The organism is Mycobacterium sp. M23085, assembly GCF_045343915.1.
Taxonomy (GTDB): domain Bacteria; phylum Actinomycetota; class Actinomycetes; order Mycobacteriales; family Mycobacteriaceae; genus Mycobacterium.
In genome coordinates, this window is sequence record NZ_CP174280.1 from 4,389,195 (window position 1) to 4,415,035 (window position 25,841).

Here is a 25,841-nt window from a genome sequence, read left to right on the forward strand (position 1 = left end):
TCACTAGAACCCGCCGGCTAGGCCGATGACCCCATTCAGGAACATGGAGATATGGGACGAACGGATTCGGCCTCGTTGGTGATTGACGCCCCGCTGCGTCGGGTGTACGCCGCACTGGTGGAACCGCAGGCGCTCCTCGAGTGGCTTCCGCCGCACGGGATGTCAGGTCAGTTCGAACACTTTGACGTCCGCCCAGGCGGCTCCTACCGGATGAGGCTGACGTACGCCGACGCGCCCGAGTCGGGCGGCAAGTCGAACGCCGACTCAGATGTCGTTGATGTTCGATTCGTCGAGATCGTGCCCGATGAACGTGTCGTTCAGGCCGTCGAATTCGAATCCGATGACACGTCGTTTGCCGGAACGATGACCATGACGTGGTCGGTTACCGCAGTGAGCGTCGGCAGCACCCGTGTTGAGATCCGAGCCGATGACGTCCCAGCCGGCATCTCCCGTGCAGACCACATTGATGGACTTCGATCGTCTTTGACGAATCTTGCGGCGTATTTGACTGGCGCGCGGGTCGATCCAGACTGACCGCGACGTTGTCGAGTTCCGCCACGGAGCATGTCGACTTCGGCTAAGTGGCTACTGCCGACTGAGGCTCATCACGTACACGTCGAGAGCCTCGATGCGTCCCTCGTCGTTGAACCCGTATGCCGTCACCGTATTGGCGACGTGGGTGAAACCGTCGATTGTGTTTCGCTCCTGGAGTTCGAGGCCGGTCCCTGCGCGGTGCGCGAGCGTCAGATCGCCGAGGTGCCACCGTCGACGGCCAACTCCACCCCATTTACGTAGCTAGAGTCGTCGGAGGCCAGGAACAGCGCCACCGTGGCAATCTCTTCGGGGCGGCCCATCGTTCCTCGCGGAATCAGGGATTCGAACTGCCGTTTTGTCTCAGCGTCGAACATCTGCTCCTGGATTGGTGTAGCGACCTGCCCCCGGGCTGAGCACGTTCACACGGATCTGCCGGTCCTTCAGTTCGTTGAGCCAGGTGCGGGCGAACGAGCGCAAGGCAGCCTTGCTCGCCGAGTACACGCTGTAGTCGGGCCAGCCCTTCACCGAGGCGATGGACCCTGTCATGAAGATGGACCCGCCATCGTTGAACAGTGGCAGCGCCTTTTGCACCGTGAAGAGGGTGGCGCGGGTATTCAGACCGAAGACGGTGTCGAAGTCCTCCTCGGTGATCTCACCGAGCTTGCGCGCTTCCCCTCCCGTTCCGGCGCTGGCGAAGAGCACGTCGATGCTGCCCTTCTCCCGCTTCACCGTGTCAAACAACCGATCCAAGTCATCGAGGTTGGCCGCGTCGCCCTGCACGGCGGTGACGTTGTGGCCGATCAAGGCGACGGCCTCGTCCAGCGCCTGCTCCCGCCGGCCCGTGATGAAGACGTACGCTCCCTCGTCGACGAACAGCTTCGCGCTGGCGAGTGCCAGACCGCTCGATCCGCCCGTGATCACCGCAACCTTGCCGTCAAGCTTTCCCACATCCCCTCCTCGCTGGCATTAGGTATACCGATCTGTGTATCTAAGCTAACGGACCATGTGACTACACACCAGCTAAGTACACTTAGCGTTACCCTGAACGACGTGACCGAGCTGGAAAAAGGTCCGTCGGGCCGGCGACGAGGCCGGGGCGCGCGCGAGCGCATCCTCGGCGCGGCGCAGCAGCTGTTTCGTGAGCGGGGCATCAACAACACCGGAATGGATCTGCTCTGCGCCGCGGCGCAGGTGTCCAAGCGCACCGCCTACCAGCACTTCGGCAGCAAGGACGAGCTGATCGCCGAGTATCTACGACGTCACGACGTCAACACCATGCCCGAGGTCTTCGAACGCGCCGACCTAACCCCCCGCGAACGCCTGCTCGCGGTATTCGAGAAGCCTGCGTTCACCCACGGCCCGATGCCCCTATGCCCGTTCATCGCCGCCGCCGTGGAGATTTCCGATCCGAAGCATCCCGCGCGCGTGCGGGCTCGCGAGTACAAGACCTCCGTCGCCGCCCGCCTGAGCGAGACCGCCCGCGAGGCCGGTGCCGCCGATCCGGTCCTGCTCGGTGCGCAACTGGCGCTGTTGCTCGATGGCGCCTCGGTTCGGACCAGGGCCTTGGGCACGGACGCCTTCCCGACCGCTGCCGGCATCGCGGCCGCTCTGATCGAGCGCGCCATTCCCTCGCCCGCGCCGACGCCGCCACCATCAGGTAGCTGCCCCAGTGAAGACGGCGTCTAGTAGCGCATTGTTATATGTCTCCGACAGCTCGCATCTCGTAGGGACATGCAGGCGGTGGTGAATGGGTCCGCGCTACGTAGCGTTGCTTGAGCGAGCATTGTTCGTCGGACGAGGAAGGATGGCATGAGCGTCGATCACCTCAGGGAGAACCTGCACGGCAAAGTCGCGATCGTGACCGGCGCTGCCAGCGGCATCGGTGCGGCTATCACCCGACAATTGATCGAATACGGCGTCTCGGTGATCGCCGAAGACATCAACCCCGCGATCGCGGACCTCTACGCCGACACCGACATGGCGGTGCCACTCGTCGGTGATGTCGCGCAGGAACAAACGGCGCACGACGCGGTCGAGTTGGCCGGTCGCCGCTTCGGGCAGCTCGACATCCTGATCAACAACGCGGGCACCATCATTAACAAGCCGGTCATCGAAACGACCCTGGAAGACTGGAATCACATCCTGGGAACCAACGTCACCGGGGCGTTTCTGCACACCCGGGAGGCGATGCGCGCAATGATCCCCCGTCAGAGCGGCGCCATCGTCAATATCGGTTCGTACGCTTGCTTTCAAAGCTTCAAGACGATTTCTGCCTACGCCGCATCCAAAGGAGCCCTCGCGCAGCTGACCCGCACCGCCGCCCTGGAGGCAATCGATGACGGCATCCGAATCAACGCCCTCGGCGTCGGTGATGTCGTCACCAACATCCTGGGCAATCCCGAAAACCTGGTCGAGCACGGGAAAGGCGCACCCATCCAACGCGCCGCGGATCCCACTGAAATAGCCCACGTCGCAACCTTTTTGGCCTCCGACCTGGCGAGTTATGCGGTGGGCGCCGTCTGGATGATCGACGGGGGCATGAGCGTCGCCGTTCCAAACTGATCCGCTGCGCTCAGCTAAGCGGGCCGTCAGCGCGATTCGCGGTCATGTCGAGTTCGCGGTGTTGGACCACGACACCTCGATCGCAATCTACGACGCGTCGTTCGGCTGGCTTCGCCACAGCAGCTTCTCGTCTCCGCACATGGAATACCGGTCGACCTAGTACATGACGCGAAACGTCAACCCGCACAGCTACATCGGGATCCAGCCCGCCCGCAGTGGCACGAAGCTGACGCACACCGATCAAGCGGTCGGCATCAACCACGTCGCCCTTTGGGTGCCGAAAGTGCCTACGCCCCGACAACTCTGGTCCTTCTATCGCGACATTCGCGCCTTCGCCAGGAGTTGTCGGAGGCTGCGTTTAGCATTCGTGCCTGATCCGCAGCTGACCTGGAGGGCTATCCATGAAGTTCATTTCCACCCGCATCATCACGGCCGACGTCAGGCGTACGGTCGCTTTCTACGAGATGGTCACCGGGGTTTCCGCGATCTGGGGCAACGAGCTGTTCGCCGAGATCCCGACGCCGGTCGGCACTCTGGCGATCGGCAGCGACCAGACCGTCCCGCTGTTCGGCGCCGGGTCCGCCGAACCCGCGGCCAACCGCAGCGCCATCCTGGAGTTCATCGTCGAGGACGTGGACGCCGAGTATGAGCGGCTCCGCGAGCGGGTGGGCGAGGTCGTGGCGACGCCGACCACGATGCCCTGGGGAAATCGCGCTCTGCTGTTCCGGGATCCGGACGGAAACCTGGTCAACCTGTTCACCCCGGTGACAGACCAGGCGCGGGCCAAGTTCGCAGTGTGATGCGGGGATCGACCACGAATCCGAATTACTACTTGCCCGGATTCCCGCCGGGGGAAAGTCTTAGGAGATGGCGACTGTAAAGCGTGCGGTTTGGCGGTCTGCGAGCGCGGTGGTGAGCGTCGCGTGGGCGCTGGCGGCTCTGGGACTGGTCGGCGGCACCGTCGCTCAGGCGGCCCCAGCGCCGTCACCGACCGGTCACTGGTGCCCAGGTGACCCCTGGAACCCGACGTGGGGCAACGTCCTGGACTGGGATTGGCATCAATGCCACGACTGGCAACGTCCGGGGGGCCCGACCGCCCCGGCGGGATGGGGGCCCTGGGGCCCTCCGCCGGCGTGGGCGCCGCCGCAGCCGCCCCAACCGGCCTGGGCCCCCGGGGCGCAGATGATGTGGAATCCGACCGGAGCCGGCAACTGGGGAATCTGGAACAACGGAATTTGGACTCCCCTGTGATAGCTCGCTGATTGTCACGAACCGGCCGGCGATAGGCGGCCCGTGGGCGGGTCGAACAGCCGGCCGCCCAGCGTTAGGGTGAGCTGTGGCCGCCGATGATCGTGCCGAGCCGCCCGCGGAGTTGGAACGGCGGGCTCACTCGCTCGACGAGCGCGAAGAGGCCCTCGTCCAGCGTGAGGCCGAACTCCACCGCCGCGAATTCCAGGCGGGCAGACGAGACCGCGTCGCCGACCAACGCGAGCAAACAGCGGACGACCGCGAGCGGCTGGCAGACGAACGAGAGCAGCGTGCGGACGAACGCGAGGGCACGGCTATGGAGCGCGAACGCGAGCGACTGCGACGCGTCGAGGAACGCTCCAAGCGCGTGCGAGCCCGCGCGAACCGGGAGCAAGCCGACGTCGACCGGGAGACGGCGGAAACCGAACGAGGCCGCGGCAACGGCTAGCCGAGATCCGCAGATACCTCTCGCGGTTACCGGCACCGGGCGCGCAGATATTTGCTGCAAAAACTATACCGTTGAATAACGAGTTCGCTCGAGTGCGGCGTACGTCATTGTCCGATTACTGGATGATCTGCGCCACAGATTTTGGTTCAGAATAAACGTTATTGCTAGCCTCGCTGCCCATGGTCGTTATTGCAACATTGATGTCGCTGATCGGTCAGGTCTCCGGCACGCCCTATATTCCGGGTGGAGATTCACCCGCCGGCACGGATTGTTCGGGACTTGCTTCGTGGATTGCGAATGCAGCAACTGACAGGCCCGTCTTCGGGGATCGCTTCAACACCGGAAACGAAGAGGGTGCATTGTTGGCGCGCGGCTTCCAGTACGGGACGGCCCCCAACGCCTTGGTCATCGGCTGGAATGGCGGCCACACCGCGGTGACGCTGCCGGACGGAACCTCGGTATCCAGCGGTGAGCGCGGCGGCGTACACCTGGGCGGTCCTGGCGCCTACCAGGCCGGATTTACGCATCACATGTTCCTCCCGATGGCACCGGATGGTGGCGCCCCGCCACCGCCCGACGCTCCGCCCCCGCCGCCCGCGCCTGACGCTCCGCCGCCCCCTCCTGACGCTCCGCCCCCGCCGCCCGCGCCGGACGCTCCGCCTCCTCCGCCGGCCGTTTTGATCGACGCCCCGGCGCCCCCGGCGCCGCCTCCGCCGGCTCCCTGATTTACCATTATTCGGCGCCGCGGGAATTGCGAACTAATAACAATTGGAACGCAAATAGGCACCGACAATAAATCGATATTTTCGTGTCGTACGCGTCAGCGAGCTGACCGTGGGATGGAAAAGTGAAGTACGTCGGCTGAAGGCTGGGTTGTGAGCTGCGCCACTGACGGCGAACGGTGAGGTGCGGCAACAGTGTGCTCATGCGTCATGTGTGACGCATGGGCACACTTTGCTGTAACTATTACTTAAGGAAATTATGTTCGGCGCTTCGCCGCCGGGGCCGGCGCCGTGCCACCCGCGAGCCCGATAGGCTGGCGCTGCCCGACGGAGATCGGGCCGTGCGTAACCGGAAAGCAGCGAACCTAGGCGGGGCCGCAATGATCTTCATCGTCGTCAAGTTCGAGACCAAACCCGAGTGGACCGACCGCTGGCCGGAACTCGTCGCAGAGTTCACCGCGGCGACTCGGGCCGAGGACGGCAATCTCTGGTTCGAGTGGTCACGCAGCCTGGACAACCCGGCGGAGTACGTTCTGGTGGAGGCGTTCCGCGACGATGAGGCGGGCGGTGTCCACGTCAACAGTGACCACTTCAAGCGCTTCATCCAACAAGCTCCGCAGGCGCTGAAGTCGACGCCCAAGATCATCAACCAGACCATCGATGCCACCGGCTGGTCGGAGATGGGCGAGATCGCGGTCGAGTAATCCTCGACTAGCCGACCGCGATCTCGATCTCGTCGCCCAAGGCGTAACCCGGCGCGAGCGGAAGTTTGTCACCGCTCCAGAACGAGCCGGGGTCGAAGTAGTTGGAGAACTTCTCGGTGGTGAGCAGTCCTATCTCCTCGTAGGTGATGGCCACCGTTTCCGCACAGTAGGCCACCTCCAAGCCGAGCCGCTGGCGCTCCTTGCGTCGCTGCGTCGATTCCCGAATTTTCTTGTCCACGAACGGGATTCCGCGCACCCAGTCGTAGGCGTTGGGGAGCCGGCCACGCAGCCACCGTCCCGTCAAGCGCATGGTGGTGGGAAACGGGGTGCCGTCCATACGGGCGATCACCCGCAACAGCTTGTTCTCCTGCTCCCGGGTGGCCGGCGGAGTCAGCTGGCGTAGCCAGCAACGCTGGTGGTAGCGCTGCGACCACTGCAAGACCGATTGGGCGAGGTCGTTGAGTTGCACGCCACGATGATTCGTCCCAGTCCACAGGTCGACGAGCTTGTCACCGAGTTCGGCGTGCCAGATCAACGGCGGCAAGTCGTCGATGGCCACCGTCATGCCGACGTGGTTCACCGGGCTGTTCGTCAGCGTCTGGATGGCACGGTCGGGTCCCGAGCCGCCGCGAAACAGCCAAAGGTCGCCGGTGCGGGTCTGTTCGAGCGCCTGGTCCAAGGTGAGCATCTGCCTGTAAGCCCCTTCGCCGCCGCGGCTTTCACCGCTGTCGTCGCCAATAGGAGCCCGGCGGTACGTCACGCACGATGCGTTGCCGAACGTTGCGGGCACCCCAGTCAATCACAACCGGGCCACACCGACCCGGCCGCGCATAGCCTGGTGTCATGCGCAATGTGTGGAAATGGGTGGGATTGGCCGGTGCCGCCGGTGTCGTCGCCGGGGGCGCGCTGGTCGTCCGCGACCAACGCAAACGCCGCGCGTACACCGCGGACGAGGTCCGCGAGCGACTGCATCAGCGACTGGCTGAATACAACGGGGACGGGGCTCAGTCAGGCTCGGTATCAGCCGGAGGCTCAACGGCGAACAGTCGGTAGCTGCCCGAAAAGCCTTTCAGCTCAACGTCGCGGCCGTCATCGAACCGGATGCCGTCGGAATCGCAAAGCGCGTCTCGCACCGTCTGGCTCACCAGAATCTGACCGCCCACCGCTTGCGCGGCGACCCGTGCCGCCATTGCCACGTTGCGGCCGAACAAATCATCTCCGCGGCGCACCGAGCGACCCATGTGAATGCCGATCCGGACGCGAATCTCCTCGCGCCGCTTGCGCTTTGCGTCTCGGCGCAACGCGCGCTGCAGGTCGATGCCGCACCACACGGCTTCCTCGGCGCGTGCGAAGGCGATCATGAATCCGTCGCCCTGACTCTTTACCACATGACCGGACCGTCGCCGCACCAGGTCTGAGACCAGCTTGTCGTGCGAACTGATCAGCTTGACCCACGCCCGGTCCCCGATCCGCTCGTTGAGTGCGGTGGACTCCTCGATGTCGGAGAACAAAATCACCACCCGGCCGTCCGGGGTGACGCGGGCAAGGTCGGGTCGCTCGACCTCCGCCCAGTCGGCGAGGTCCTCGATGCTGCTGCGCACGGCGGCACCGAAACCCTCTTTGCGCATCAGGTTGGCGGTATTCCACACCCTTTTGACGGCCTCGCGACCGCCCGACAGCAGCTGATTGCGCGCGTCGGTCCGGTGGCGCAGCTCGTCGAGCTCCTGCCGACTGCGCACCAGTAGCCGCCACAGCACCAGCAGCGCGACACCTTCGATCACGGCAATCCCGGCCAGGATATAGACCGTGACGTGCAGCGCGTCAGCCATGCCGACCATCCTTTCAAGACTGCGGTCCACTCAGGTTGTCGGCCCTACCGGCAATGTCTAGTGTTGATTCCGCCAGCCGCGGGTAGTGATCTCAAGGGAGCCGACCAGGTGACTTTCGGGAGGAGCGGTTTTGGCCGGGGACGACAGTAACTCATCTGACCTGCTGGTGATTTTCGGAATCACCGGTGATTTGGCGCGCAAGATGACGTTCCGGGCGTTGTACCGGCTCGAGCGCCGCAACATGCTGAGTCACCCGATCGTGGGTGTGGCCAGTGACGACATCACCGTCGAGCAACTGCGGGATCGGGCGCGCGACGCCATCAAGGCGTCGGGGGAGTCATTCGACGACGCGGTGTTCGGCCGGCTCGCCGATCGACTGTCCTACTTGCACGGCGACGTCACCGACGCCGGTCTCTACAAGGAGCTCGCCAAGAAGATTCCTTCAGACTCTCATCCGCTCTACTACCTGGAGATGCCGCCGGACCTGTTCGCGCCCATCGTGGAGAACCTGGCGAAAGCCGACCTGCTCGAGCGGGCCCGGGTGGCGGTGGAGAAGCCGTTCGGCCACGACCTGGAGTCGGCGCGCGACCTCAACGAGCGGTTGCGCGCGGTGCTCGACGAAGACCAAATCCTGCGCGTGGACCACTTTTTGGGCAAACAACCCGTCGAAGAGCTGCAATACCTGCGGTTCGCGAACCAAGGGCTGGCCAAGCTGTGGGACCGCGACAGCATCTCCGAGATCCACATCACCATGGCCGAGGACTTCGGCATCGAGGACCGGGGCAAGTTCTATGACGCGGTAGGCACCCTTCGCGACGTCGTGCAAAACCACCTGCTGCAGGTGCTTGCCCTGGTGGCCATGGAACCTCCGGTCGGCCCGAGCGCCGACGACCTGAACGACAAGAAGGCCGAGGTTTTCCGGGCGATGCCGGCGCTGGATCCACAGCGTTGCGTCCGCGGGCAGTACCGCGGTTACACCGACGTGGCCGGTGTGGCAAAGGATTCCACCACCGAGACCTATATCGCGCTGCGCACCGAGATCGACAACTGGCGCTGGGCGGGAGTGCCGATCTTTTTGCGCGCCGGAAAAGCGTTGCCGGAGAAGGTGACCGAGGTCCGGATGTTCCTGCACCATGTTCCCGGGTTTTCGTTCCTGCCCAACCGCCGCCCGCCCCAGTGCAACCAGATCGTGCTGCGCATCGATCCTGATCCCGGGATGCGGCTGCAGTTGTCCGCTCAGGTCGGCGATTCGTGGCAGGATGTCAACTTGGACTCGTCGTTCGCCGAGGATCTCGGCGAACCGGTCCGGCCCTACGAGCGGTTGCTCTACGCCGCGTTCAACGGCGATCGCCAGTTGTTCGCCCGCGAAGATGCCATCGAAGAGACGTGGCGGATCGTGCAGCCCGTGCTGGACAAGCCGGGCCGCATTCACCTTTACGACCAGGGCTCGTGGGGACCCGAGGCCGCACAGGCGCTGCCGCGCGGCCACCACAGCTGGCACGAGCCGTGGCTGCCGCGTAGCAAGCCCACCGAACAGTAAGGAGACTGGCACGATGCAGCTTGGGATGATCGGCCTCGGCCGGATGGGGGCGAACATCGTCCGCCGGGTAGTCGCGGACGGGCACGAATGCGTTGTCTACGACCACAACCCCGATGCGGTCAAGGCGATGGCCGGTGAGGACAAGATCACCGGGGTGTCCTCACTGCAGGAGCTCGCCGAGAAGCTGACTGCGCCGCGGCTGGTCTGGGTGATGGTCCCGGCCGGGACCATCACCACGGGGGTGATCGACGAGCTGGCCAAAACGCTCGACTCCGGGGACATCGTCATCGACGGCGGCAACTCCTACTACCGCGACGACATTCGCCACGCGGAAACGCTGTCGGAGAAAGGCATTCACTTACTCGACTGTGGCACCAGCGGCGGCGTGTGGGGTCGGGAACGCGGCTATTGCCTGATGATCGGCGGCGACGACGAGGCTTTCCTGCACGCCGAGCCGATCTTCGCCAGCGTCGCACCGGGCGTGGATGCCGCGGCCCGCACGCCCGGTCGCGATGGCGAGGTCGCTCGGTCGGAGCAGGGCTATCTTCACTGCGGACCGTCCGGTGCCGGGCACTTCGTGAAAATGGTGCACAACGGAATCGAGTACGGCATGATGGCCTCGCTCGCCGAAGGGCTGAACATCTTGCGCAATGCCGACATCGGCAAGCACGTGCAAGAGGGTGACGCCGAAACCGCGCCGCTGGAGCACCCCGAGTTCTATCAGTATGACTTCGACATCCCGGAGGTCGCCGAGGTGTGGCGGCGCGGCAGCGTCATCGGCTCTTGGCTCCTGGACCTGACCGCGATCGCGCTGCACGACTCACCCGATCTCAAGGAATTCTCCGGACGGGTCTCCGACTCCGGCGAGGGCCGGTGGACCGCCATCGCGGCGATCGACGAGGGCGTCCCCTCGCCGGTGCTGACGACCGCGCTGCAGTCCCGCTTCGCCTCGCGTTCGCTGGACGACTTCGCCAACAAGGCGCTCTCGGCGATGCGCAAGCAGTTCGGCGGGCACGCGGAGAAGCCGGCGAACTAGCTGGCTGTAGTTCGTGTCAAGTTCTGGGTTCAGTCGTGGTTCGTCGGCATCCGGGTTGCGGGTGCTGTTGAGGGTGCGGGTGTTGTCGGCGGTGATGGGCTGGGGATCGGGTGCGGGGCGCCCACGCTGATGTATGCGACCTCGTGGTGTGGGTCATCTGGCGTCGTTCGGGCTGCCGTGGAGGCGAAGGACCGGGTGCCAAGCTAGTCACGGCGTAACCCTTAGTGGGCCCGCCATAGCGGCGACGGCATCTGATCCGGCCCTTCGTCCCGTCCCTCGAGCTTGGCACTGCCGGTGGATGGTGTGAAGGGTGTCGTCGTGTCCTTCCTCGACGGTGTCCGGGCTTGGGTGTCAGTGCCAGCGGGTCCGGTCGTAGCCGATGTGGTCGCGCACCAGTGCGTGGGCGATGCGGGTAGCGCGATGGGCCAGTGCGCAGGCGATGATTCCGCCATGCTTGCCGCGGGCCTTAAGGCCCAGGGCGTAGGCCTTGGCCGCCGGCTCGGTCAGCCACAGTCCTACGCCGAGATCGATCAGTGCGCGGCGCAGCGCGACGCTGCCTTCTCGGCTAATGGCCCCGTCTCGGCGTTTGTGAGCGGATTCGTACTGCATCGGGGAAAGCCCCGACGCGCGGTAGACCTGTCGCGGTCCCGGCCACCGGGTCGGATCGCCCAGGGCAGCAGCATAATTGGATACTCGCACCACACCCCAGCCCGGCACCGTGGTCAAGGTGGCATACGGGCTGCGCGGCAGCAGGGCGCTCAACGCGGTCTCGGCCGCCTGGATCTGCTCGTCGAGGTCGGCCAGCAAGTTCAGGTCGGCGGCCAGGATCTGGCGGGCGATCACCGCATCCCGGGTGGGTAGTGCCTCGCGTGCTACGGCGACCAGACGCTCGGCGACCGGGCGCCGCAGCTGCAGGTCTCGGGTCGCGGCGAAACGGATCAGTCGGTTGACTCCGAGTGCAGCCAACCGTGCGGGGTCACAGAATTCGGCGGCGACCAGCCGGCCGATCCTGGTGGCCAGCACGTCGGGCAGCGCCACGGTCAGTCCAGGAAACGCTCGATCGAGTTGACCGAGCAGCTGGTTTTTCGTCGCGGTCCGCGTGGCCACCCGTCGGTTCCGATGCGCCGCCCAGGCGCTCATTTCACCGATCACGACATCGTGATCGGCCACAGGATTCCCGTGCCCGACCAGCACGAGTTCGGCAATCGCCTCCACGTCGATGACGTCGGTCTTGACCCGCCGCCGGCCCTGCGCCCGGCGCTGCTCGGCGACATGGGCGGGATTGAGTTCCAGCACCTCCCACCCCGGCGGCCACCGATAGTCCAGCACTGGACGGTGATAGTGGCCCGCAGCCTCCACGCCGACCTTGACACGCCCCGATGCAGGAACCACGGCCATCACCCGAGCCGCCACCGCGGACAAGCCCGACCGGTTCATCGTGAACTCCAACGGACCAAGCAACCGATGGCGACTTGCATCGGTCACAGAAAACAGTGCCGAAGTCTTGCCGACATCCACGGCAACGACGATCGTCGACAACGTGACTGGAGCGGTTTGCACAGACACAACAACACCTCCGGGGGGTGTCAGGAAGAGGTCCACGTGCGCCAACACACGGACCCCGACAGGAATCAGTTACAGATCCCTTCCTGACACCTCCGGAGGCATTTGAGAAGGACCAACTCGATCTATATCAGCGGCGGTTGACGAACGCGACCACCGCGTCGCTGAACGCGTCGTTGTCGTCGCCGGCCGCGGTGTGCCCGGCGTTGGACAGCTCGACGAACTCGGCGCGCGGCACGGTTGCCAGGAAGTGCCGAACGCCCTCGGGGCTGACCACGTCGGACAGCTTGCCGCGGATCAGCAAGACGGGAATCGTCAGGTGCTTGGCGGCCTGCTCGAAGCTCTCGGTGCGCAGTTCGGGATCGTCGCCGGGCTTCGTCATGAAGGCGGGGTCCCAGTGCCAATACCAGCGGCCGTCGCGCAGGCGCAGGTTCTTTTTCAGCCCCTCGGGGCTGCGCGGCTTGCTCCGGTAGGGCAGGTAGGCGGCGACGGCGTCGGCGGCCTGCTCCAGTGAGTCGAAGCCGTCGAGGCCGCTGAACATGAAGTCGCGGATGCGGGCGCTGCCGCCCTTTTCGAATCGCGGGACCACGTCGACGAGCACCAACCGGGTCACCCTTGCGGGACCGGCCCGGTGCGCGGCGAGGATGCCGGTCAGTCCGCCCATGCTGGCCCCGATGATCGTCACGGGCCGGCCGATCTCGTCCAGCACCCGCATGACGTCGGCCGTCAGCGTCTCGATCTCGTAGTCGGCGTCGGGGGAGCGTGCGCTGTCGCCGTGTCCCCGCGAGTCCAGCGCCACCACGTGCAGCCCCTCATCGGCCAGCCTCTGACCGGTGTTCTTCCAGGAGAAACGGTTCTGGCCGCCACCGTGCAGCATCAGGATGCTCGGTCGCCCGGCGCCGTCGGAGCCGCGATTCCATTCGTCGGCGACCAGGGTGATCCCGTCGGCGCCGACGAACTCAACCGTCTCGGGACTGCTGCTGACGGTACTCATGCGATCTGACGTTACATAGGCCGGTTAAGCACCGTTACGTGGGTGGACGACGCGGTGAGTTTTCGTCGGTGCAGGGGTCTACCAATGGCAGACCAACCAGACCTCAAGGAGGGCCCGCACATGCCATCGATCACCCCGTCGTTGTGGTTCGACGACAATCTGGAGGAGGCCGCCAGGTTCTACACCTCGGTGTTTCCCAACTCCCACGTCGAAGGCTTCAACCAGACCACCGAGGCCGGACCGGGTGAGCCCGGCACCGTCCTGTCCGGCAGCTTCGTGTTGGACGGCACCCGGTTCATCGGGATCAACGGCGGTCCGCACTTCCGGTTCACCGAAGCGGTGTCCTTCACGATCCACTGCAAAGACCAGGACGAGGTCGACTACTACTGGGACCGGCTTACCGACGGCGGCGAGGAGTCGCAATGCGGCTGGCTCAAAGACCGCTACGGATTGAGCTGGCAAGTCGTCCCGGACCGGCTCTATGAACTGATCAGCGATCCCGATCGCACGCGGGCAGCGGCGGCCACCAACGCGATGTACGGCATGCGCAAGATCATCATCGACGAGCTGGAACGGGCCGCCGCGCTGCAACGATGAAAAGTACTGATACAGCAGCGATTTGGCACCGTACCGACCACGGTCGGTGCGTGCTGAGGCCACACAGGTTAGGTTGATCCCTGCGGAGACGTCGAGCAGGGAGTGAACATGGCTGAACCAGGCTGGGTCGACGTGACCGGCCCCGCGGGCTCCCTCAAGGCCCTCACCTGGGGGCCGCCAGACGGCCCCATCGCGTTGTGCCTGCATGGTTTCCCCGACACGCCCTACGGCTGGCGCAAGGTCGCTCCCCGGCTCGCGGAGGCGGGGTGGCGGGTGGTCGCGCCGTTCATGCGCGGATACGCGCCGTCGTCGATCCCGGTCGACGGCAGTTATCAGGTAGGCGCGCTGATGGACGACGCCCTGCGGGTGCGCGCGGCCGCCGGTGGCACCGATCGGGACGTGATCATCGGCCACGACTGGGGCGCGATCGCCGGCACCGGCCTGGCCGCCATGCCCGACAGCCCGTTCACCAAGGCGGTGATCATGTCGGTGCCGCCGTCGGCGGCGTTCCGGCGGCGCGGCGGTGGCGCGGCCGAGCGAGGCCGACTGGCCGCCCATCTGGCGCGCCAGGTTTTCCGCAGTTGGTACATCATGTACTTCCAATTGCCTTGGCTGCCCGAACGTTCGGCCTCATGGGTGTTGCCGCTGCTGTGGCGGCGGTGGTCACCGGGTTATCGCGCCGATGAGGATTTGCGTCACGTCGACGCCGCGATCGGGGCACCGGAGAGCTGGCGCGCGGCGCTGGGACCCTACCGCGCCACCATTCGCAACACCTCGCCGTCGGCGCGATATGCCGAATTGAACCGGTTGTGGACCAAAGAACCGGTGCTGCCGTGCCTGTACTTGCACGGCCGCGACGACGGTTGCATGACACCGGCTTTCGCGCAGTGGGCCGAGAAGGTGCTGCCGGCGGGCAGCGAGGTCGGCATCGTCGAACACGCCGGCCATTTCCTGCAGCTCGAGCAGCCCGACAAGGTCGCCGACCTGGTGCTCGGGTTCATCGGCTCACCCGGCTGACGCCGTGGCTCGGGCCGTGCCGGGGCAGCGGATGGCTGCCGTCGACGCGCAGTTCTACTGGATGTCGGCCAAGATTCCCAGCGACGAGTTCCTGCTCTACGCGTTCGACGGTGAGCCCGCCGATTACTCGCGTGCCGTCGAGCAAGTCCGCTTGCGGGCCAACGCCGAGCCGGCGCTGACGATGCGGGTGCGCGACCGAGGCCGGTTTCGCTATCCGCGGTGGGTACCGGTGTCCGTCACGCCCGACCAGGTGGTCCGCCACAGCCTCGCCGACCACAGCTGGGACGGCGTCCTGGCGTCCGTCGCCGGTCTCGCCGACGACCAGCTGGACGTTCGCCGGATGGCTTGGCGGCTGCACGTTTTCACCCCGGTGCGCGGGATCCCCGGCGTCACCGGGTCCGGCACGGTGGCGGTGCTGCAGGTCGCGCACGCGCTGGCCGACGGCGCCCGCTCCGCGGCGATGGCAGCCTGGTTGTTCGGCCGGCCGGACCCGGTGCCCGAGGCGCCCAAACCGTCGCCGGGCTTCCTGCCCTGGCGGGCCGTGCAAGCGGCGCGCGCCCATCGCCTGCTGGAGCGCGACATCCGCGCGGGGCTGCTGACCGGCGGGGCGGGGTCGCGTCCGCCGTTGCCGACGAATGCGCGGCCGGAGGGGGCCCGCGCGGTGCGGACGTTGGTGCGGCACCGCTCGCAGCTGCCCGGGCCCACGATCACCGTGGGCGTGCTGGGTTCGGTATCGCAGGCCCTGTCGAATCTTCTTGACGGACAATGCGATTCGCTGGGCGCCGAGGTTCCGATGGCCAAACCCGGTGCGCCGCAGGCCAACAATCACTTCGGCAATATCGTGGTGGGGCTGTACCCCGGGCTCGGGCCGCAAGCCCGGGCCGAGCGGATCGCGGCCGACCTGGCCAACGGCCGGCGCCGCTTCGAGCACCCGGCCACCCGGGCCGCCGACCGTGCGTTCGCGGCGGTGCCGGCCGGGCTGCTGCGTTGGGGCATCGGGCAGTTCGATGTCCAACAGCGCGCGACGCGGGTGTCCGGCAATACCGTGGTGTCCAGCGTCAACCGCGGGGCGGCCGATCTGAGCTTCGGCGGCGCCCGGGTGGTGCTGACGTCGGGATACCCGGCGCTGTCACCGATGATGGGGCTGACGCACGGGGTGCACGGCATCGGCGACACCGTCGCGATCAGTGTGCACGCGGCGGCTTCGGCCGTGCCCGACGTCGATGCCTATCTGGCGCTACTAGACGCGGCGCTCTAGCTATTGCGCATCGCCGGATCTGGCCGCTTCTTCGCGGGTCAGACCGACGGCGCCGATGAGCTCTTCGTGTAGCTCGAACCACACCGTGTGGTAGGAGTCGATCAACGGCCGGGTCAGCCAGGTCGTCTCCCCGGCCCTCACTTTGTCCAGCGCCGCAGCCAGTTTCGTCGCATAGGCGCAAAGCCTCGGCAGTTGTGCGGAGGCGGCCTCGATGATCGGCATCGCGCGGGCGTGCACGTCGTCGAGGCGGGCCAGCACCGCGGCATCGTAGTCGGCGTCGTCGTGGGCGTTGGGGGCGCCGCCCGGGCCGCCCTTGAGCTGCCAATCCGTCACCAGACGTTTGAAATCGGCGTTGACGGCCCGGAAATTGTCGTAGGCGGCGGCCATCGCTTGTGAATTGATGCCCTCGCGCTCTTCGGCGAGCAGCCTCGCGAGCCGATCGCTGCCGGCGGGGGTTATCCGCAACGTCGGGCCTTCGGTCAGCAGTCCCGCCGCGGAAAGGTGCTCGATGGTGGAGGCGATGTCGTCAAGGTGCGCACCCAGCGTCGCGGCCAGGTCGGCGGGGGTCACCCGGCCCTTGAGCCGAACCCCTTGCAGCGCCGCCAATTCGGTCATGACGCGGCTCTTGGCGCCAGCCGCAGCGCGGTCAGCATCACTAGCAACGGGGTCGCCGACACCACGTCGGCATGCCCGCTGTCCAGCGCGGCGCGCACCGCGGCCTCCGAGCTGTCGTCCAGCCGCACGTGGTCACCCGCGGCATGGGCACGCAGCGGGCTGATCCGCCGCGCGATGTCGGCGAGTTCGCGCAGTTCCGGCGTGTCGTCTTCGGACCACGCGGACAGGCTCAGATCACCTTCGCGCACTTCCCCTTCGGCGCCGTCGACGGTGATCTGCTTGCCGGCCAGCGCGGCCGCGACGCCGTGGCCGCAGCCCACCACGGCCACCCGGCCCAGTTCGCGACTGACCACGGCCGCATGGCTGGAGGCGCCCCCGACCTCTGTGACGATGCCCTGCGCGGCCAGCATGCCCGACACGTCTTCGGGCCGGGTGTGGTCGCGCACCAGAATCACCCGCTCGCCGCGCTCGGCGGCGCGCAGCGCCTCGTCGACGTCGGTGTAGGCCTTGCCCGCGGCCACGCCCGGACACGCCGGCACGCCTTTGGCCAACAGCGGCGCTGCCAAACGTGTTTCGGGCTGCAGTGCCGGTTGCAGAAGGGTCTGGACGTGCGCCGGGGTGACCCGCCGCAATGTCTCCGCGTCATCGATGAGTCCCTCGTGTCGCAGCTGCAGCGCCGTGCGCACCGCCGCCTGCGCCGAGCGCTCCGCCGCCCGCGTCTGCAACAACCACAGCCTGCCGTCTTCGACGGTGAACTCGATCTCCTGGATGTCGGAGTCCAGCCGCTCCAACCTGCGGCCGGCATCGATCAGCTCGTCGTAGACCATCGGCTGCTCGTCACGCAGCGCCACGATCGGCTCGACGTCGACCGATCCCGACACCACGTCGTCGCCCTGGCCGCCGGGCAGCCATTCGCCGAACGGTTCGTTGTCGCCGGTGATCGGGTTGCGGGAAAAGAACGCCCCGGCACCGGAATTGGGGCCATGATTGCCGAACACCATCGCCTGCACCACCACCGCGGTGCCGTGCCGATCGTCAATCCCGTAGTGGGCGCGGTAGGCGACCGCCCGCGGCGAATTCCACGAGGAGAACACCGCTTCGATGCCGGCGCGCAACTGCGCATACGGGTCGGACGGCACGGATTCGGCGTCGCCGACGATGCGTCGATACATGTCCGAGAACCGCCGGCGGGTGTCGTGGGCGAAAGCCTGGCCACCGGCCGCCGCCAGCGCGTGTTCGACGTCGTCGTTGATACCGAGATCGAGGATGGTGTCCATCATGCCCGGCATGGACTGGGTGGCTCCGGAGCGCACGCTGACCAACAGGGGATGCGGGCCCCGCCCAAACGTGCGCGAGGTCTGTGCCTCCAGCCAGCGCATCCGGTCGAGCACCTCGTCCCAGACGGCGTCCATGGTCGCCGCGGGGTCGGCGAGATACCGCAGACCCACCGCGGTGGTGATGCAGAATGCCGGCGGCACCGGCAGGTGGTGCCGGCGCATCACCTCGATGCCGTGGCCCTTGTTGCCCAGCAGCTCCCTCGGGTGGCTCGATGTGCCGTCCAGCAACACCACGGGGTGCTCGATAGGCGCAGACCCACGGCCGCTTGACGCATTGCGGTGGGCGCCGCTACCTCGTGCGGTGCCAGCCGTGGTGCACCCCCTTGGTGGTGTGGCTACTGATGGGCCGACGTCGGAACGCCCGCTATGTTCCCACACAGAGCAGCGGATTAAGCGATGTAGCTGCTCGGCGGCTCTTGTGGTGCCACCCGGCCCATGATCTAGGTTTACAGTTATGACTTCATATGACACGTTCCATGACGTCGGAGTACTGATCCTGCGGCTGGTGTTGGGCGTGACGTTGGCCGCGCATGGCTACAACAAGTTCTTCGGCGGTGGCCGCATCCCCGGCACCGCGCGCTGGTTCGAGAGCATCGGCATGAAGCCCGGTAAGTTCCACGCCACCGTGGCGGCGACCACGGAAATGGCCGCCGGCCTGGGCCTGGCCGCCGGATTTCTGACCCCGATCCCTGCGGCGGGCTTCGTCTCACTGATGCTGGTCGCGGCCTGGACGGTGCACCGCGCCAACGGCTTCTTCATCGTCCAGGAGGGCTGGGAGTACAACCTGGTGCTGGCGGTCAGCGCCGTCTGCGTGGCCACACTAGGCGCGGGCAAGTTCAGCCTGGACCACCTGGTGTTCGGGAAAAACTGGTTCGACGGCTGGCAGGGCCTGGTGATCTCGGCGGGGCTCGGCTTGGCCGGCGCCATCGGCCAGCTGGCGATCTTCTACCGCCCGCCGGCTAAGCAAGCCGGTTAGTTACGGGTCGTCGTCGTCCTCGCCCGCCAGCAGCTCTTCGGGGTGGTGGTAGGTGTTGGTGCGGGGTTGGCCGCGGTCGAGGTGTGGCGGCGGGAGCCATTCGGTGTCGCCGTTGACGCGTTGTCGAGTGGTCCAGCCCTTCTCGAGGAGCCGGTGGTGGGGGCCGCAGGCCAAGGTGAGCTGGTCGATGTCGGTGCAGTGGGTCGTGGCCCAGTCTTGGACGTGGTGGACCTCGCAGTAGTAACCCGACACGTCGCAACCGGGATGCGAACACCCACGGTCCTTGGCGTACAAGACAATTCGCTGGCCAGGCGAAGCCAGGCGCTTGGTGTGGTAGAGCGCCAGGGCCTTGCCCTTGTCGAAGATGGCCAGATATTGATGGGCGTGGCGGGCCAGGCGGATCACGTCGGACATGGGCAGCAGGGTGCCGCCGCCGGTCAGGCCCGTCCCGGCGGCGGCTTCGAGCTCGGCCAGGGTGGTGGTCACGATGATGGACGCCGGTAATCCGTTGTGCTGACCGAGGTCTCCGCTGGCCAGCAGCGCGCGCAGCGCGGCGTTGAGCCCGTCGTGGTTGCGCTGGGCGGTACTGCGGCTGTCGCGCTGCACCGCCTCTTCGGGCGGGGCGCCGTCCAGGGTCGGGGTGTCATCCTCGGGGTTGCACATGCCGGGGGCGGCCAGCTTGGCCAGCACCGCCTCCCAGCTGGCCCTGGCTTCCGGTGTCAACCATCCGCTCAGGCGGGTCATGCCGTCGGGTTGCTGGGTGCCCAGCACCAGCCCGCGCATCCGCGCCCGGTCGGCGTCGGTATAGGTGCCGTCGGGGTTGAGGCAGTCCATCAGGCGCTTGGCCAGCTTGGCGAGCTGATCGGAGCGAAATTCGGTGGCCTTGGCCGCCAGCTGTTGTTCGGCGTGCACACACGTCTTGAGATCGACCGAGGCGGGCAACTCGCGGAAAAACCGCCGGATCACCGCCACATGATCGGCACCGATGGCCCCGGCGCGCTGGGCCGCCGCGGTCGCGGGCAACACCGGCGCCAACGGCTGGCCGGTCAACGCCCGGCGCGGCCCCAGCTCGGCCGCCTCGGCGATACGCCGGCCGGCCTCGGCCCGGGTCAGGTGCAGCCGCTCGGCCAGCGCCCAGCACAACGTGCCGCCCAACTCGCTTGAATCCGCTTGCTCGCCGAGCTGATTGATCAGCTGATGACCGGGCGCCTGCAGCTGGCGTGTCACGCATTCGAGTTTCGCCAAGATTCTCCAGCGTTCCGGATTGGTCAATACCGCATAGCCATGCTCCTGAAACCGAGAGACCACAGCACATAACGCATCCACGTCGGCCTGAATCTGCTCCCGGTCGCACACCGTCATGCGTGCCACCCGAACGGGCTGGTCAGCTCATACCTCAGTGCCTTCAACCGGCCCATCAGGAACGCATAGCGCTCCAGGGTCGCCAGCAGCTCTGACGGCGTCAGCAAGTCGAAGCGCAACGAGAAGAAACGGCTGTGCATCGCCTCGAGCTCGTCCAGCCGATCTATCGAAAACATGTTCGAATACTAGCGCCGGCTGCCGACATTGATTCTGTTAAGCCGGTTCGGGTGAGGATGGTCTTGCCCGCTCGCTGCTGGTGATGACCCTCGCACCGACTGATGCCCTGCTGGGTTGTCTTCCAATTGATCTGTCTCACCAGCGACGAGCGGGCAAGCACCACCACGAGAGCCCCAGTGCGGCGGGCATGACCTAATCAGGAGCCTGGCAGTTCCCTCGTCAATGTCTTGTCTGCCCGCCCCACCGGGGTGTCACCCACCGCACGGTTCATTGCACAGAGAGGACACCAACCATCGTGACATCCCCACGCCGGGTCGTCATCGGCGTCGATACTCATCTCGACACCATTCACCTCGCGGCCATCACCGACACCGGTCAACTGCTTGGCGATGCCGAGTTTCGCACCAACCCGACCGGTTACTACGTCGCCCGGCGCTGGGCGCAAAGCTTTGGAGAGGTGTTCATCGCCGGCGTCGAGGGCACGAGCAGCTATGGGGCTGGGTTCACCCAAGCATTGCAGGTCAACGGGATTCACGTTGTCGAGGTCAACCGACCCGACCGCTCTACCCGGCGTCGCCAGGGTAAATCCGACCCACTGGACGCCTACAGCGCCGCTCGCGCCGTGCTGGCCGGCCACGGCCTGGCCGTGCCCAAAGACCCCAACACCGGCGCACTCAAAGCCCTGCTGATCGCCCGCCGCGGCGCAGTTAAGGCCCGCACCGCGGCCATTCAGCAGATCAAAGACCTCCTCGTCACCGCGCCAGCAGAGCTGCGGGAGCGCTACCGCCGCTACGCCACCACCCTGCGCCTAGTCGAGGCCTTGGCCCGGTCCCAGCCGTGCACCCACGACGACCCCATCACCGCCGGGGCGGTGCTGATCGCCTGCAAAGCCCTGGCCCAGCGCATCGAGTTCCTCGACCACCAAATCGGTGAGCTGACCACCCAACTCGACACCTTGACCCGCGCTTTGAACCCTGCGCTGCGAGCCGCCTTTGGCGTCGGCCCCGACACCGCCGCACAGCTGCTCATCACGGCCGGAACCAACACCGACCGCCTGCGCTCAGAAGCCGCCTTCGCCCGCCTGGCCGGTGTCGCACCGATCCCGGCTTCCTCAGGAAAAATCACCCGCCATCGGCTCTCGCGCGGTGGGGACCGCGCCGCCAACAACGCCCTGCACCGCATCGCACTGGTCCGCTGGTCTCACGACGAACGCACCCGCGACTACGCCGCCCGCCAACTCGCCGCCGGACGATCCAAAAAAGACGTCCTGCGACTACTCAAACGCGCCATCGCCCGCGAGATGTTCAAACACCTCACCGCACCCTGCCCCATCGATGACTACAGCGATCTCAGACCAGCACGGCAAGCCCGCAACATCACCCTGACCAGCGCCGCACACCACCTCGGCGTCTGGCCCACCGTCATCTCACGACTCGAACGAGGAGTCCAACGCCACGACACCCTCGCCGCCAACTACCGCCACTGGCTCAACACCCACCACATCGACGCCGCTTGACGTCGTAACACAGATAGGAGCATCAAGATACGCCCCGGTGAAACCACTGAAACAAAAGTGGCACAAGTGATTTGAGCACGAAGGGTGGGGTGCGAGGAGTGCCACGCCAGGCGCAAGTGATTCGGGCGCGACGGTGCGCGCGACGGGCACGGCGCAACGGGCGCGGTGATTCGCCTACGCGACCGCCACGGTCTCGGCTTCGATCACCTCGGCCGCGGCGCGCTCGCCGGAGCGGATCGCACCATCGATCCACCCGCACATGACGGCCGAGCTTTCGGTACCCGCCCAGTGGATGCGGCCACAGGGCTCGCGGAGGGTATAGCCGTATTCGGTCAGCACGCCGGTGGGGGCGTGGCCGATCATGCCGCCGCCGGAATAGCGGTCCACGGTCCAGTTCTGCTCATGAAATTCCTGCGGCGCGTTGGCCTTGCTGCCGAACCGGTCGACGAGCTCGCCGACGATTACCGCCCTGCGCTCGGCCTCCTCGAGTTTCGTCAGCCGCCGCGCCGCGCGGCCCTCGGTGATCACGCACATGATGCCCGGGTCCCCGGTGTCGGTGTAGGCGTCGATGGTCAGTGTGGCCGGGGACCCCGGCGAGGCCGACTGGCCGGAGAACCCGTCGGCACGCCAGAACGGCTCGTCATAGATGAGCGAGGTCTTGATGACTGCGCCGCTCGGCATGCGCTGGTGCAGAAATGCCCGGTCCACCGGAAGCATCGGCTCGTACTCAATCGAGGTGGCGATCGCCAGCGGGATCGTGACGATGACTCGGCGCGCCCGCACCGTCAGATCGGCCGCGCTGATTGTCACACCGTCGGCATCCTGACTGATCTGCTGGACCGGCTGCGAAAGCCACAGTGCATCACCGAGTTCCGCCACCATCGGACGATGGACGGCGCCCATCCCACCAACCGGGCGGGCATCCTGAGAGCCGCCCTTGCCCGAAATCGCGAACGTGAGCCCGCCCGCGGAGGCCGTCTGCACCAATCCCCACAGCAACGACGTCTCCGACGCCGCCGAGGTGTACAGCCCGGCGAAGGCCATGTCAAGCATCTCGGCGGCCTCCGCGGAGAGGGAATTCTTTTCGATCCACTGCCCGATGCTGATGCGGTCCCACTCGTGGGCCTTCTTCGCCGCCCACGGCGCTTCGCGGGGAATCGCTTTGCACATCTTCTCGATGGCGGCCAAGCCGAGCCCGAGGTTGGCGACCGCCCAGGGGCTCACGGTCCACGGGATCGTGCCGCCGTAGCGGTGCTTCTTGCCGCCGACGATCATCATCGCGTCACCGTCGTTGTGTTGTTTGTACTCCGGCACGCCGAACTCGTTCATCAGCGCATAAATCCGGTCCTGGCCCGGACCGATCCACGCGCCGCCGCGATCGATCCACGTACCGTCGGCCCGCGTCTCGGTGAAGGTGCGACCACCGACCCGATCACGCGCCTCCAGCAAGGCCACCGAATGACCCGCTCGGGTGAGCCGCAAGGCGGCCGTCAAACCGGCGAATCCCGCTCCGACCACGCAATAGTCGACCTCGGACACGGCTGGCTCCTCAACGTCGCCCACCCCAGCAGCAAACTACACCGGTCGGGCGACGGCGGTGGCCGGTTAACGCAGATTTCCGCGGGCGTTCGCGTTGCCGGCCGGCCTGGCTGCCGGCAGTGGGGCGCGTCGAGTGGCTGAAACCCCTTGGCGCACAAGCCAGCCAGACGGCAAACCGTTACGCGGGCCCGCCGTACTGCCAGACCAGGGCGGGCGGACCGGTGGTGGTCGGGTTACACCACATCGGTCGGTCGTTGACGTCCCGGGTGGTGGAGTGCAACACCGTGCACTGGTCACCGGGCGAGGGCGGATCGGCACGGCCTTCGCCGGCCGACACGATTGCGCAGGCTGCGGAAACCATTGCCAGTACGAGGGACCGCCGAGGCCTACTCATGATCGATATCCCCTTAACCGCACGCCGACCCGCGTTCAACGGTATCTGCGCGAAAGCCGCGGGCAAAAGTTTCTTGCTCGTGGTTGCAGCACGGAGCCCTAGAACACGTTCTAGTCTGTGAAACCATGGGATTTCTGAAGCCCGAGCTGCCGCAGCTCGACATGGCCGAATGGAGCAAAGGCACCCGTAGCGACAAGATCCGGCCGATGGCCAAGCACTGGGCCGAGGTGGGCTTCGGCACGCCGGTGGTGCTGCATCTGTTCTATGTCGCCAAAATCCTGCTCTACATCCTGGGCGCGTGGCTGTTCGCGTCGGCCACCAACGGCCTGGGCGGGTTCACCCACGTCGCGTCGTGGTGGTCGGAGCCGATCGTGTTCGAGAAGGTCGTGCTCTACACCATGCTCTTCGAGGTGATCGGGCTGGGATGCGGCTTCGGGCCGCTGAACAACCGGTTCTTCCCGCCGATGGGCTCGATCCTGTACTGGATGCGCTTCGGCACCATCCGGCTGCCACCGTGGCCGGATCGGGTTCCGCTCACCAAGGGCACCAAGCGCAAACCGGTCGACGTCGCGCTGTACGCGCTCTTCCTGCTGGTGACGTTTGCGGCGCTGTTCGCCGACGGGACCGGACCGATACCCGAATTGGGGACCACCATCGGACTGCTGCCCGCCTGGAAGATCGTGCTGATCCTGCTGCTGCTGGCGGTGGTCGGCCTGCGCGACAAGGTGATCTTCCTGGCCGCCCGGGGCGAGGTCTACGCGACTATGGCGGTGACGTTCCTGTTCGCCCCACCCGACATGATCGTCGGGTCCAAGGTGGTGTTTTTGGTGATCTGGATGGGCGCGGCCACATCCAAGCTCAACAAACACTTCCCGTTCGTCATCTCGACGATGATGTCCAACAACCCGCTGGTGCGGCCCCGCTGGCTGAAAAGACGGTTCTTCGAGAATTTTCCGGACGATCTTCGGCCCGGACGGCTGTCACGTTGGCTGGCGCACCTGAGCACCGCCATCGAGATGTTGGTGCCACTACCGCTTTTCTTCTGTCACGGTGGGTGGCCCGTCACGATCGCCGCCATCGTGATGGTCTGTTTCCATCTGGGGATCCTGGTATCGATCCCGATGGGCGTGCCGCTGGAGTGGAACGTCTTCATGATCTTCGGGGTGTTGTCGTTGTTCGTCGCGCACACCCACATCGGGCTGCGCGACCTGCGGCATCCGGTGGTGGTGGCGGTCCTGTTCGTCGTCATCGCGGGGATCGTCGTGTTGGGCAACATGTTTCCGCGCAAGATCTCGTTCCTGCCGGGGATGCGTTACTACGCCGGCAACTGGGACACGACGCTGTGGTGCATCAAGGGATCAGCCAACGACAAGATCAGCAGGGGCATCGTGGCGATCGCCAGCATGCCGCAGGCCCAGCTGGAGCGGTTCTATGGCAGCCCCGAGGCGGCCCAGATCCCGATCTACATGGGATACGCGTTCCGCGGCTTCAACACTCACGGTCGCGCATTGTTCACGCTGGCGCACCGCGCGATGGCGGGGCAGAACGAGGACGACTACGTCATCACCGACGGCGAGCGGATCTGCAGCACCGCCATCGGCTGGAATTTCGGCGACGGCCACATGCACAACGAGCAGTTGATCGCCGCCCTGCAGGAGCGCTGCCACTTCGAGCCGGGCGAGGTCCGGGTGGTTCTGCTTGACGCACAACCGATTCACAAGCAGACGCAGGAGTACCGGCTGGTCGATGCGGCGACCGGTGAGTTCGAGCGCGGCATCGTCCGGGTCGCCGATATGGTCGTCCGCCAGCCGTGGGCCGACGATGTTCCGGTGCAACTGCTTTCGGAGTCAGAACAGTAGGCCGCGAGCGTAAC

Annotated in this window: 27 protein-coding genes and 1 pseudogene; 17 read left to right on the forward strand and 11 right to left on the reverse strand. The window is 66.2% G+C overall.

Annotation, left to right across the window (positions count from 1 at the left end; translation table 11 throughout):
* The first annotated feature begins 102 nt into the window (after positions 1-102).
* On the forward strand, positions 103-534 hold the full coding sequence (locus ACIUM1_RS20715) for an SRPBCC domain-containing protein (protein ID WP_406814435.1): 432 nt from the start codon (positions 103-105) through the stop codon (positions 532-534).
* 209 nt (positions 535-743) lie between these two features.
* On the opposite strand, the pseudogene ACIUM1_RS20720 reads toward ACIUM1_RS20715, so the two are convergent.
* Positions 744-1,482, reverse strand: a pseudogene (locus ACIUM1_RS20720) (SDR family NAD(P)-dependent oxidoreductase).
* Positions 1,483-1,896: 414 nt separating this feature from the next.
* Between ACIUM1_RS20720 and ACIUM1_RS20725 the strand changes: the two are divergent.
* From ACIUM1_RS20725 to ACIUM1_RS20755, 7 genes are all read left to right on the forward strand, one after another.
* Positions 1,897-2,220, forward strand: a complete 324-nt coding sequence (locus ACIUM1_RS20725) for a hypothetical protein (RefSeq protein ID WP_406817787.1) — start codon at positions 1,897-1,899, stop codon at positions 2,218-2,220.
* Between the two features lie 123 nt (positions 2,221-2,343).
* Positions 2,344-3,096: an SDR family NAD(P)-dependent oxidoreductase gene (locus ACIUM1_RS20730; protein WP_406814436.1), complete on the forward strand. Its 753-nt coding sequence runs from the start codon at positions 2,344-2,346 to the stop codon at positions 3,094-3,096.
* A 401-nt stretch (positions 3,097-3,497) separates the two neighbouring features.
* Positions 3,498-3,896 (forward strand): VOC family protein, encoded by a 399-nt coding sequence (locus ACIUM1_RS20735; protein WP_406814437.1) that lies wholly within the window; start codon positions 3,498-3,500, stop codon positions 3,894-3,896.
* A gap of 67 nt (positions 3,897-3,963) precedes the next feature.
* Complete coding sequence (locus tag ACIUM1_RS20740) at positions 3,964-4,347, forward strand: hypothetical protein (RefSeq protein ID WP_406814438.1); 384 nt, start codon at positions 3,964-3,966, stop codon at positions 4,345-4,347.
* A gap of 85 nt (positions 4,348-4,432) precedes the next feature.
* The gene (locus ACIUM1_RS20745) at positions 4,433-4,792 is read left to right on the forward strand and encodes a hypothetical protein (RefSeq protein ID WP_406814439.1); all 360 of its coding nucleotides are present in this window, start codon (positions 4,433-4,435) and stop codon (positions 4,790-4,792) included.
* Positions 4,793-4,971: 179 nt separating this feature from the next.
* Entirely contained in the window at positions 4,972-5,517 is a 546-nt protein-coding gene (locus ACIUM1_RS20750; RefSeq protein WP_406814440.1) for a peptidoglycan endopeptidase, read from the forward strand.
* Positions 5,518-5,894: 377 nt separating this feature from the next.
* Positions 5,895-6,218, forward strand: a complete 324-nt coding sequence (locus ACIUM1_RS20755; protein ID WP_406814441.1) for a putative quinol monooxygenase — start codon at positions 5,895-5,897, stop codon at positions 6,216-6,218.
* 7 nt (positions 6,219-6,225) lie between these two features.
* Here the strand turns inward: ACIUM1_RS20755 and ACIUM1_RS20760 are convergent, their stop codons facing one another.
* The gene (locus ACIUM1_RS20760; protein WP_406814442.1) at positions 6,226-6,906 is read right to left on the reverse strand and encodes a guanylate cyclase; all 681 of its coding nucleotides are present in this window, start codon (positions 6,904-6,906) and stop codon (positions 6,226-6,228) included.
* A gap of 155 nt (positions 6,907-7,061) precedes the next feature.
* On the opposite strand from ACIUM1_RS20760, the gene ACIUM1_RS20765 reads away from it, so the two are divergent.
* Positions 7,062-7,271, forward strand: a complete 210-nt coding sequence (locus ACIUM1_RS20765; RefSeq protein ID WP_406814443.1) for a hypothetical protein — start codon at positions 7,062-7,064, stop codon at positions 7,269-7,271.
* Here the strand turns inward: ACIUM1_RS20765 and ACIUM1_RS20770 are convergent.
* Positions 7,223-8,056, reverse strand: coding sequence for an adenylate/guanylate cyclase domain-containing protein (locus ACIUM1_RS20770; RefSeq protein WP_406814444.1), 834 nt, complete (start codon positions 8,054-8,056; stop codon positions 7,223-7,225). The two genes, ACIUM1_RS20765 and ACIUM1_RS20770, sit on opposite strands and share 49 nt — an antisense overlap.
* Before the next feature lie 121 nt (positions 8,057-8,177).
* Between ACIUM1_RS20770 and ACIUM1_RS20775 the strand changes: the two genes are divergently transcribed.
* Both ACIUM1_RS20775 and gnd read left to right on the forward strand, forming a co-directional pair.
* The gene (locus ACIUM1_RS20775; protein WP_406814445.1) at positions 8,178-9,587 is read left to right on the forward strand and encodes a glucose-6-phosphate dehydrogenase; all 1,410 of its coding nucleotides are present in this window, start codon (positions 8,178-8,180) and stop codon (positions 9,585-9,587) included.
* A gap of 13 nt (positions 9,588-9,600) precedes the next feature.
* Positions 9,601-10,623 (forward strand): phosphogluconate dehydrogenase (NAD(+)-dependent, decarboxylating), encoded by a 1,023-nt coding sequence (gnd, locus tag ACIUM1_RS20780; protein ID WP_406814446.1) that lies wholly within the window; start codon positions 9,601-9,603, stop codon positions 10,621-10,623.
* A 351-nt stretch (positions 10,624-10,974) separates the two neighbouring features.
* On the opposite strand, the gene ACIUM1_RS20785 is transcribed toward gnd, so the two are convergent.
* Both ACIUM1_RS20785 and ACIUM1_RS20790 read right to left on the reverse strand, forming a co-directional pair.
* Complete coding sequence (locus ACIUM1_RS20785; protein WP_406813442.1) at positions 10,975-12,189, reverse strand: IS110 family transposase; 1,215 nt, start codon at positions 12,187-12,189, stop codon at positions 10,975-10,977.
* 127 nt (positions 12,190-12,316) lie between these two features.
* Positions 12,317-13,180 carry an alpha/beta fold hydrolase gene (locus ACIUM1_RS20790; protein ID WP_406814447.1) on the reverse strand — a complete coding sequence of 288 codons (864 nt, stop codon included), beginning with the start codon at positions 13,178-13,180 and terminating at the stop codon, positions 12,317-12,319.
* 120 nt (positions 13,181-13,300) lie between these two features.
* On the opposite strand from ACIUM1_RS20790, the gene ACIUM1_RS20795 reads away from it, so the two are divergent.
* From ACIUM1_RS20795 to ACIUM1_RS20805, 3 genes are all read left to right on the forward strand, one after another.
* Positions 13,301-13,777, forward strand: coding sequence for a VOC family protein (locus tag ACIUM1_RS20795; protein ID WP_406814448.1), 477 nt, complete (start codon positions 13,301-13,303; stop codon positions 13,775-13,777).
* Between the two features lie 108 nt (positions 13,778-13,885).
* Entirely contained in the window at positions 13,886-14,794 is a 909-nt protein-coding gene (locus tag ACIUM1_RS20800) for an alpha/beta fold hydrolase (protein WP_406814449.1), read from the forward strand.
* Between the two features lie 16 nt (positions 14,795-14,810).
* Complete coding sequence (locus tag ACIUM1_RS20805) at positions 14,811-16,052, forward strand: wax ester/triacylglycerol synthase domain-containing protein (protein ID WP_406817788.1); 1,242 nt, start codon at positions 14,811-14,813, stop codon at positions 16,050-16,052.
* Here ACIUM1_RS20805 and ACIUM1_RS20810 read toward each other — a convergent pair whose 3' ends face one another.
* Both ACIUM1_RS20810 and ACIUM1_RS20815 read right to left on the reverse strand, forming a co-directional pair.
* A complete protein-coding gene (locus ACIUM1_RS20810; protein WP_406814450.1) occupies positions 16,053-16,667 on the reverse strand; it encodes a MarR family transcriptional regulator in 615 nt (204 codons plus the stop codon).
* Positions 16,664-18,250, reverse strand: coding sequence for a pyruvate, phosphate dikinase (locus tag ACIUM1_RS20815; RefSeq protein WP_406817789.1), 1,587 nt, complete (start codon positions 18,248-18,250; stop codon positions 16,664-16,666). Before ACIUM1_RS20815 ends, ACIUM1_RS20810 begins: the two co-directional genes overlap by 4 nt.
* Before the next feature lie 208 nt (positions 18,251-18,458).
* Between ACIUM1_RS20815 and ACIUM1_RS20820 the strand changes: the two genes are divergently transcribed.
* The gene (locus ACIUM1_RS20820; RefSeq protein ID WP_406814451.1) at positions 18,459-18,980 is read left to right on the forward strand and encodes a DoxX family protein; all 522 of its coding nucleotides are present in this window, start codon (positions 18,459-18,461) and stop codon (positions 18,978-18,980) included.
* Here the strand turns inward: ACIUM1_RS20820 and ACIUM1_RS20825 are convergent, their stop codons facing one another.
* Positions 18,981-20,342 carry an HNH endonuclease signature motif containing protein gene (locus tag ACIUM1_RS20825; RefSeq protein ID WP_406814452.1) on the reverse strand — a complete coding sequence of 454 codons (1,362 nt, stop codon included), beginning with the start codon at positions 20,340-20,342 and terminating at the stop codon, positions 18,981-18,983.
* A complete protein-coding gene (locus tag ACIUM1_RS20830) occupies positions 20,339-20,518 on the reverse strand; it encodes a hypothetical protein (protein ID WP_406814453.1) in 180 nt (59 codons plus the stop codon). Before ACIUM1_RS20830 ends, ACIUM1_RS20825 begins: the two co-directional genes overlap by 4 nt.
* A 296-nt stretch (positions 20,519-20,814) precedes the next feature.
* Between ACIUM1_RS20830 and ACIUM1_RS20835 the strand changes: the two genes are divergently transcribed.
* The gene (locus ACIUM1_RS20835) at positions 20,815-22,035 is read left to right on the forward strand and encodes an IS110 family transposase (protein WP_406814454.1); all 1,221 of its coding nucleotides are present in this window, start codon (positions 20,815-20,817) and stop codon (positions 22,033-22,035) included.
* A gap of 174 nt (positions 22,036-22,209) precedes the next feature.
* On the opposite strand, the gene ACIUM1_RS20840 is transcribed toward ACIUM1_RS20835, so the two are convergent.
* Together ACIUM1_RS20840 and ACIUM1_RS20845 are read right to left on the reverse strand one after the other, a co-directional pair.
* A complete protein-coding gene (locus tag ACIUM1_RS20840) occupies positions 22,210-23,574 on the reverse strand; it encodes a flavin monoamine oxidase family protein (protein ID WP_406814455.1) in 1,365 nt (454 codons plus the stop codon).
* 178 nt (positions 23,575-23,752) lie between these two features.
* Positions 23,753-23,968 carry a hypothetical protein gene (locus ACIUM1_RS20845; protein ID WP_406814456.1) on the reverse strand — a complete coding sequence of 72 codons (216 nt, stop codon included), beginning with the start codon at positions 23,966-23,968 and terminating at the stop codon, positions 23,753-23,755.
* A gap of 125 nt (positions 23,969-24,093) precedes the next feature.
* Here ACIUM1_RS20845 and ACIUM1_RS20850 point away from each other — a divergent pair, with 125 nt between their 5' ends.
* Positions 24,094-25,827 (forward strand): DUF3556 domain-containing protein, encoded by a 1,734-nt coding sequence (locus ACIUM1_RS20850; protein ID WP_406814457.1) that lies wholly within the window; start codon positions 24,094-24,096, stop codon positions 25,825-25,827.
* The last annotated feature ends 14 nt before the right edge of the window (positions 25,828-25,841 follow it).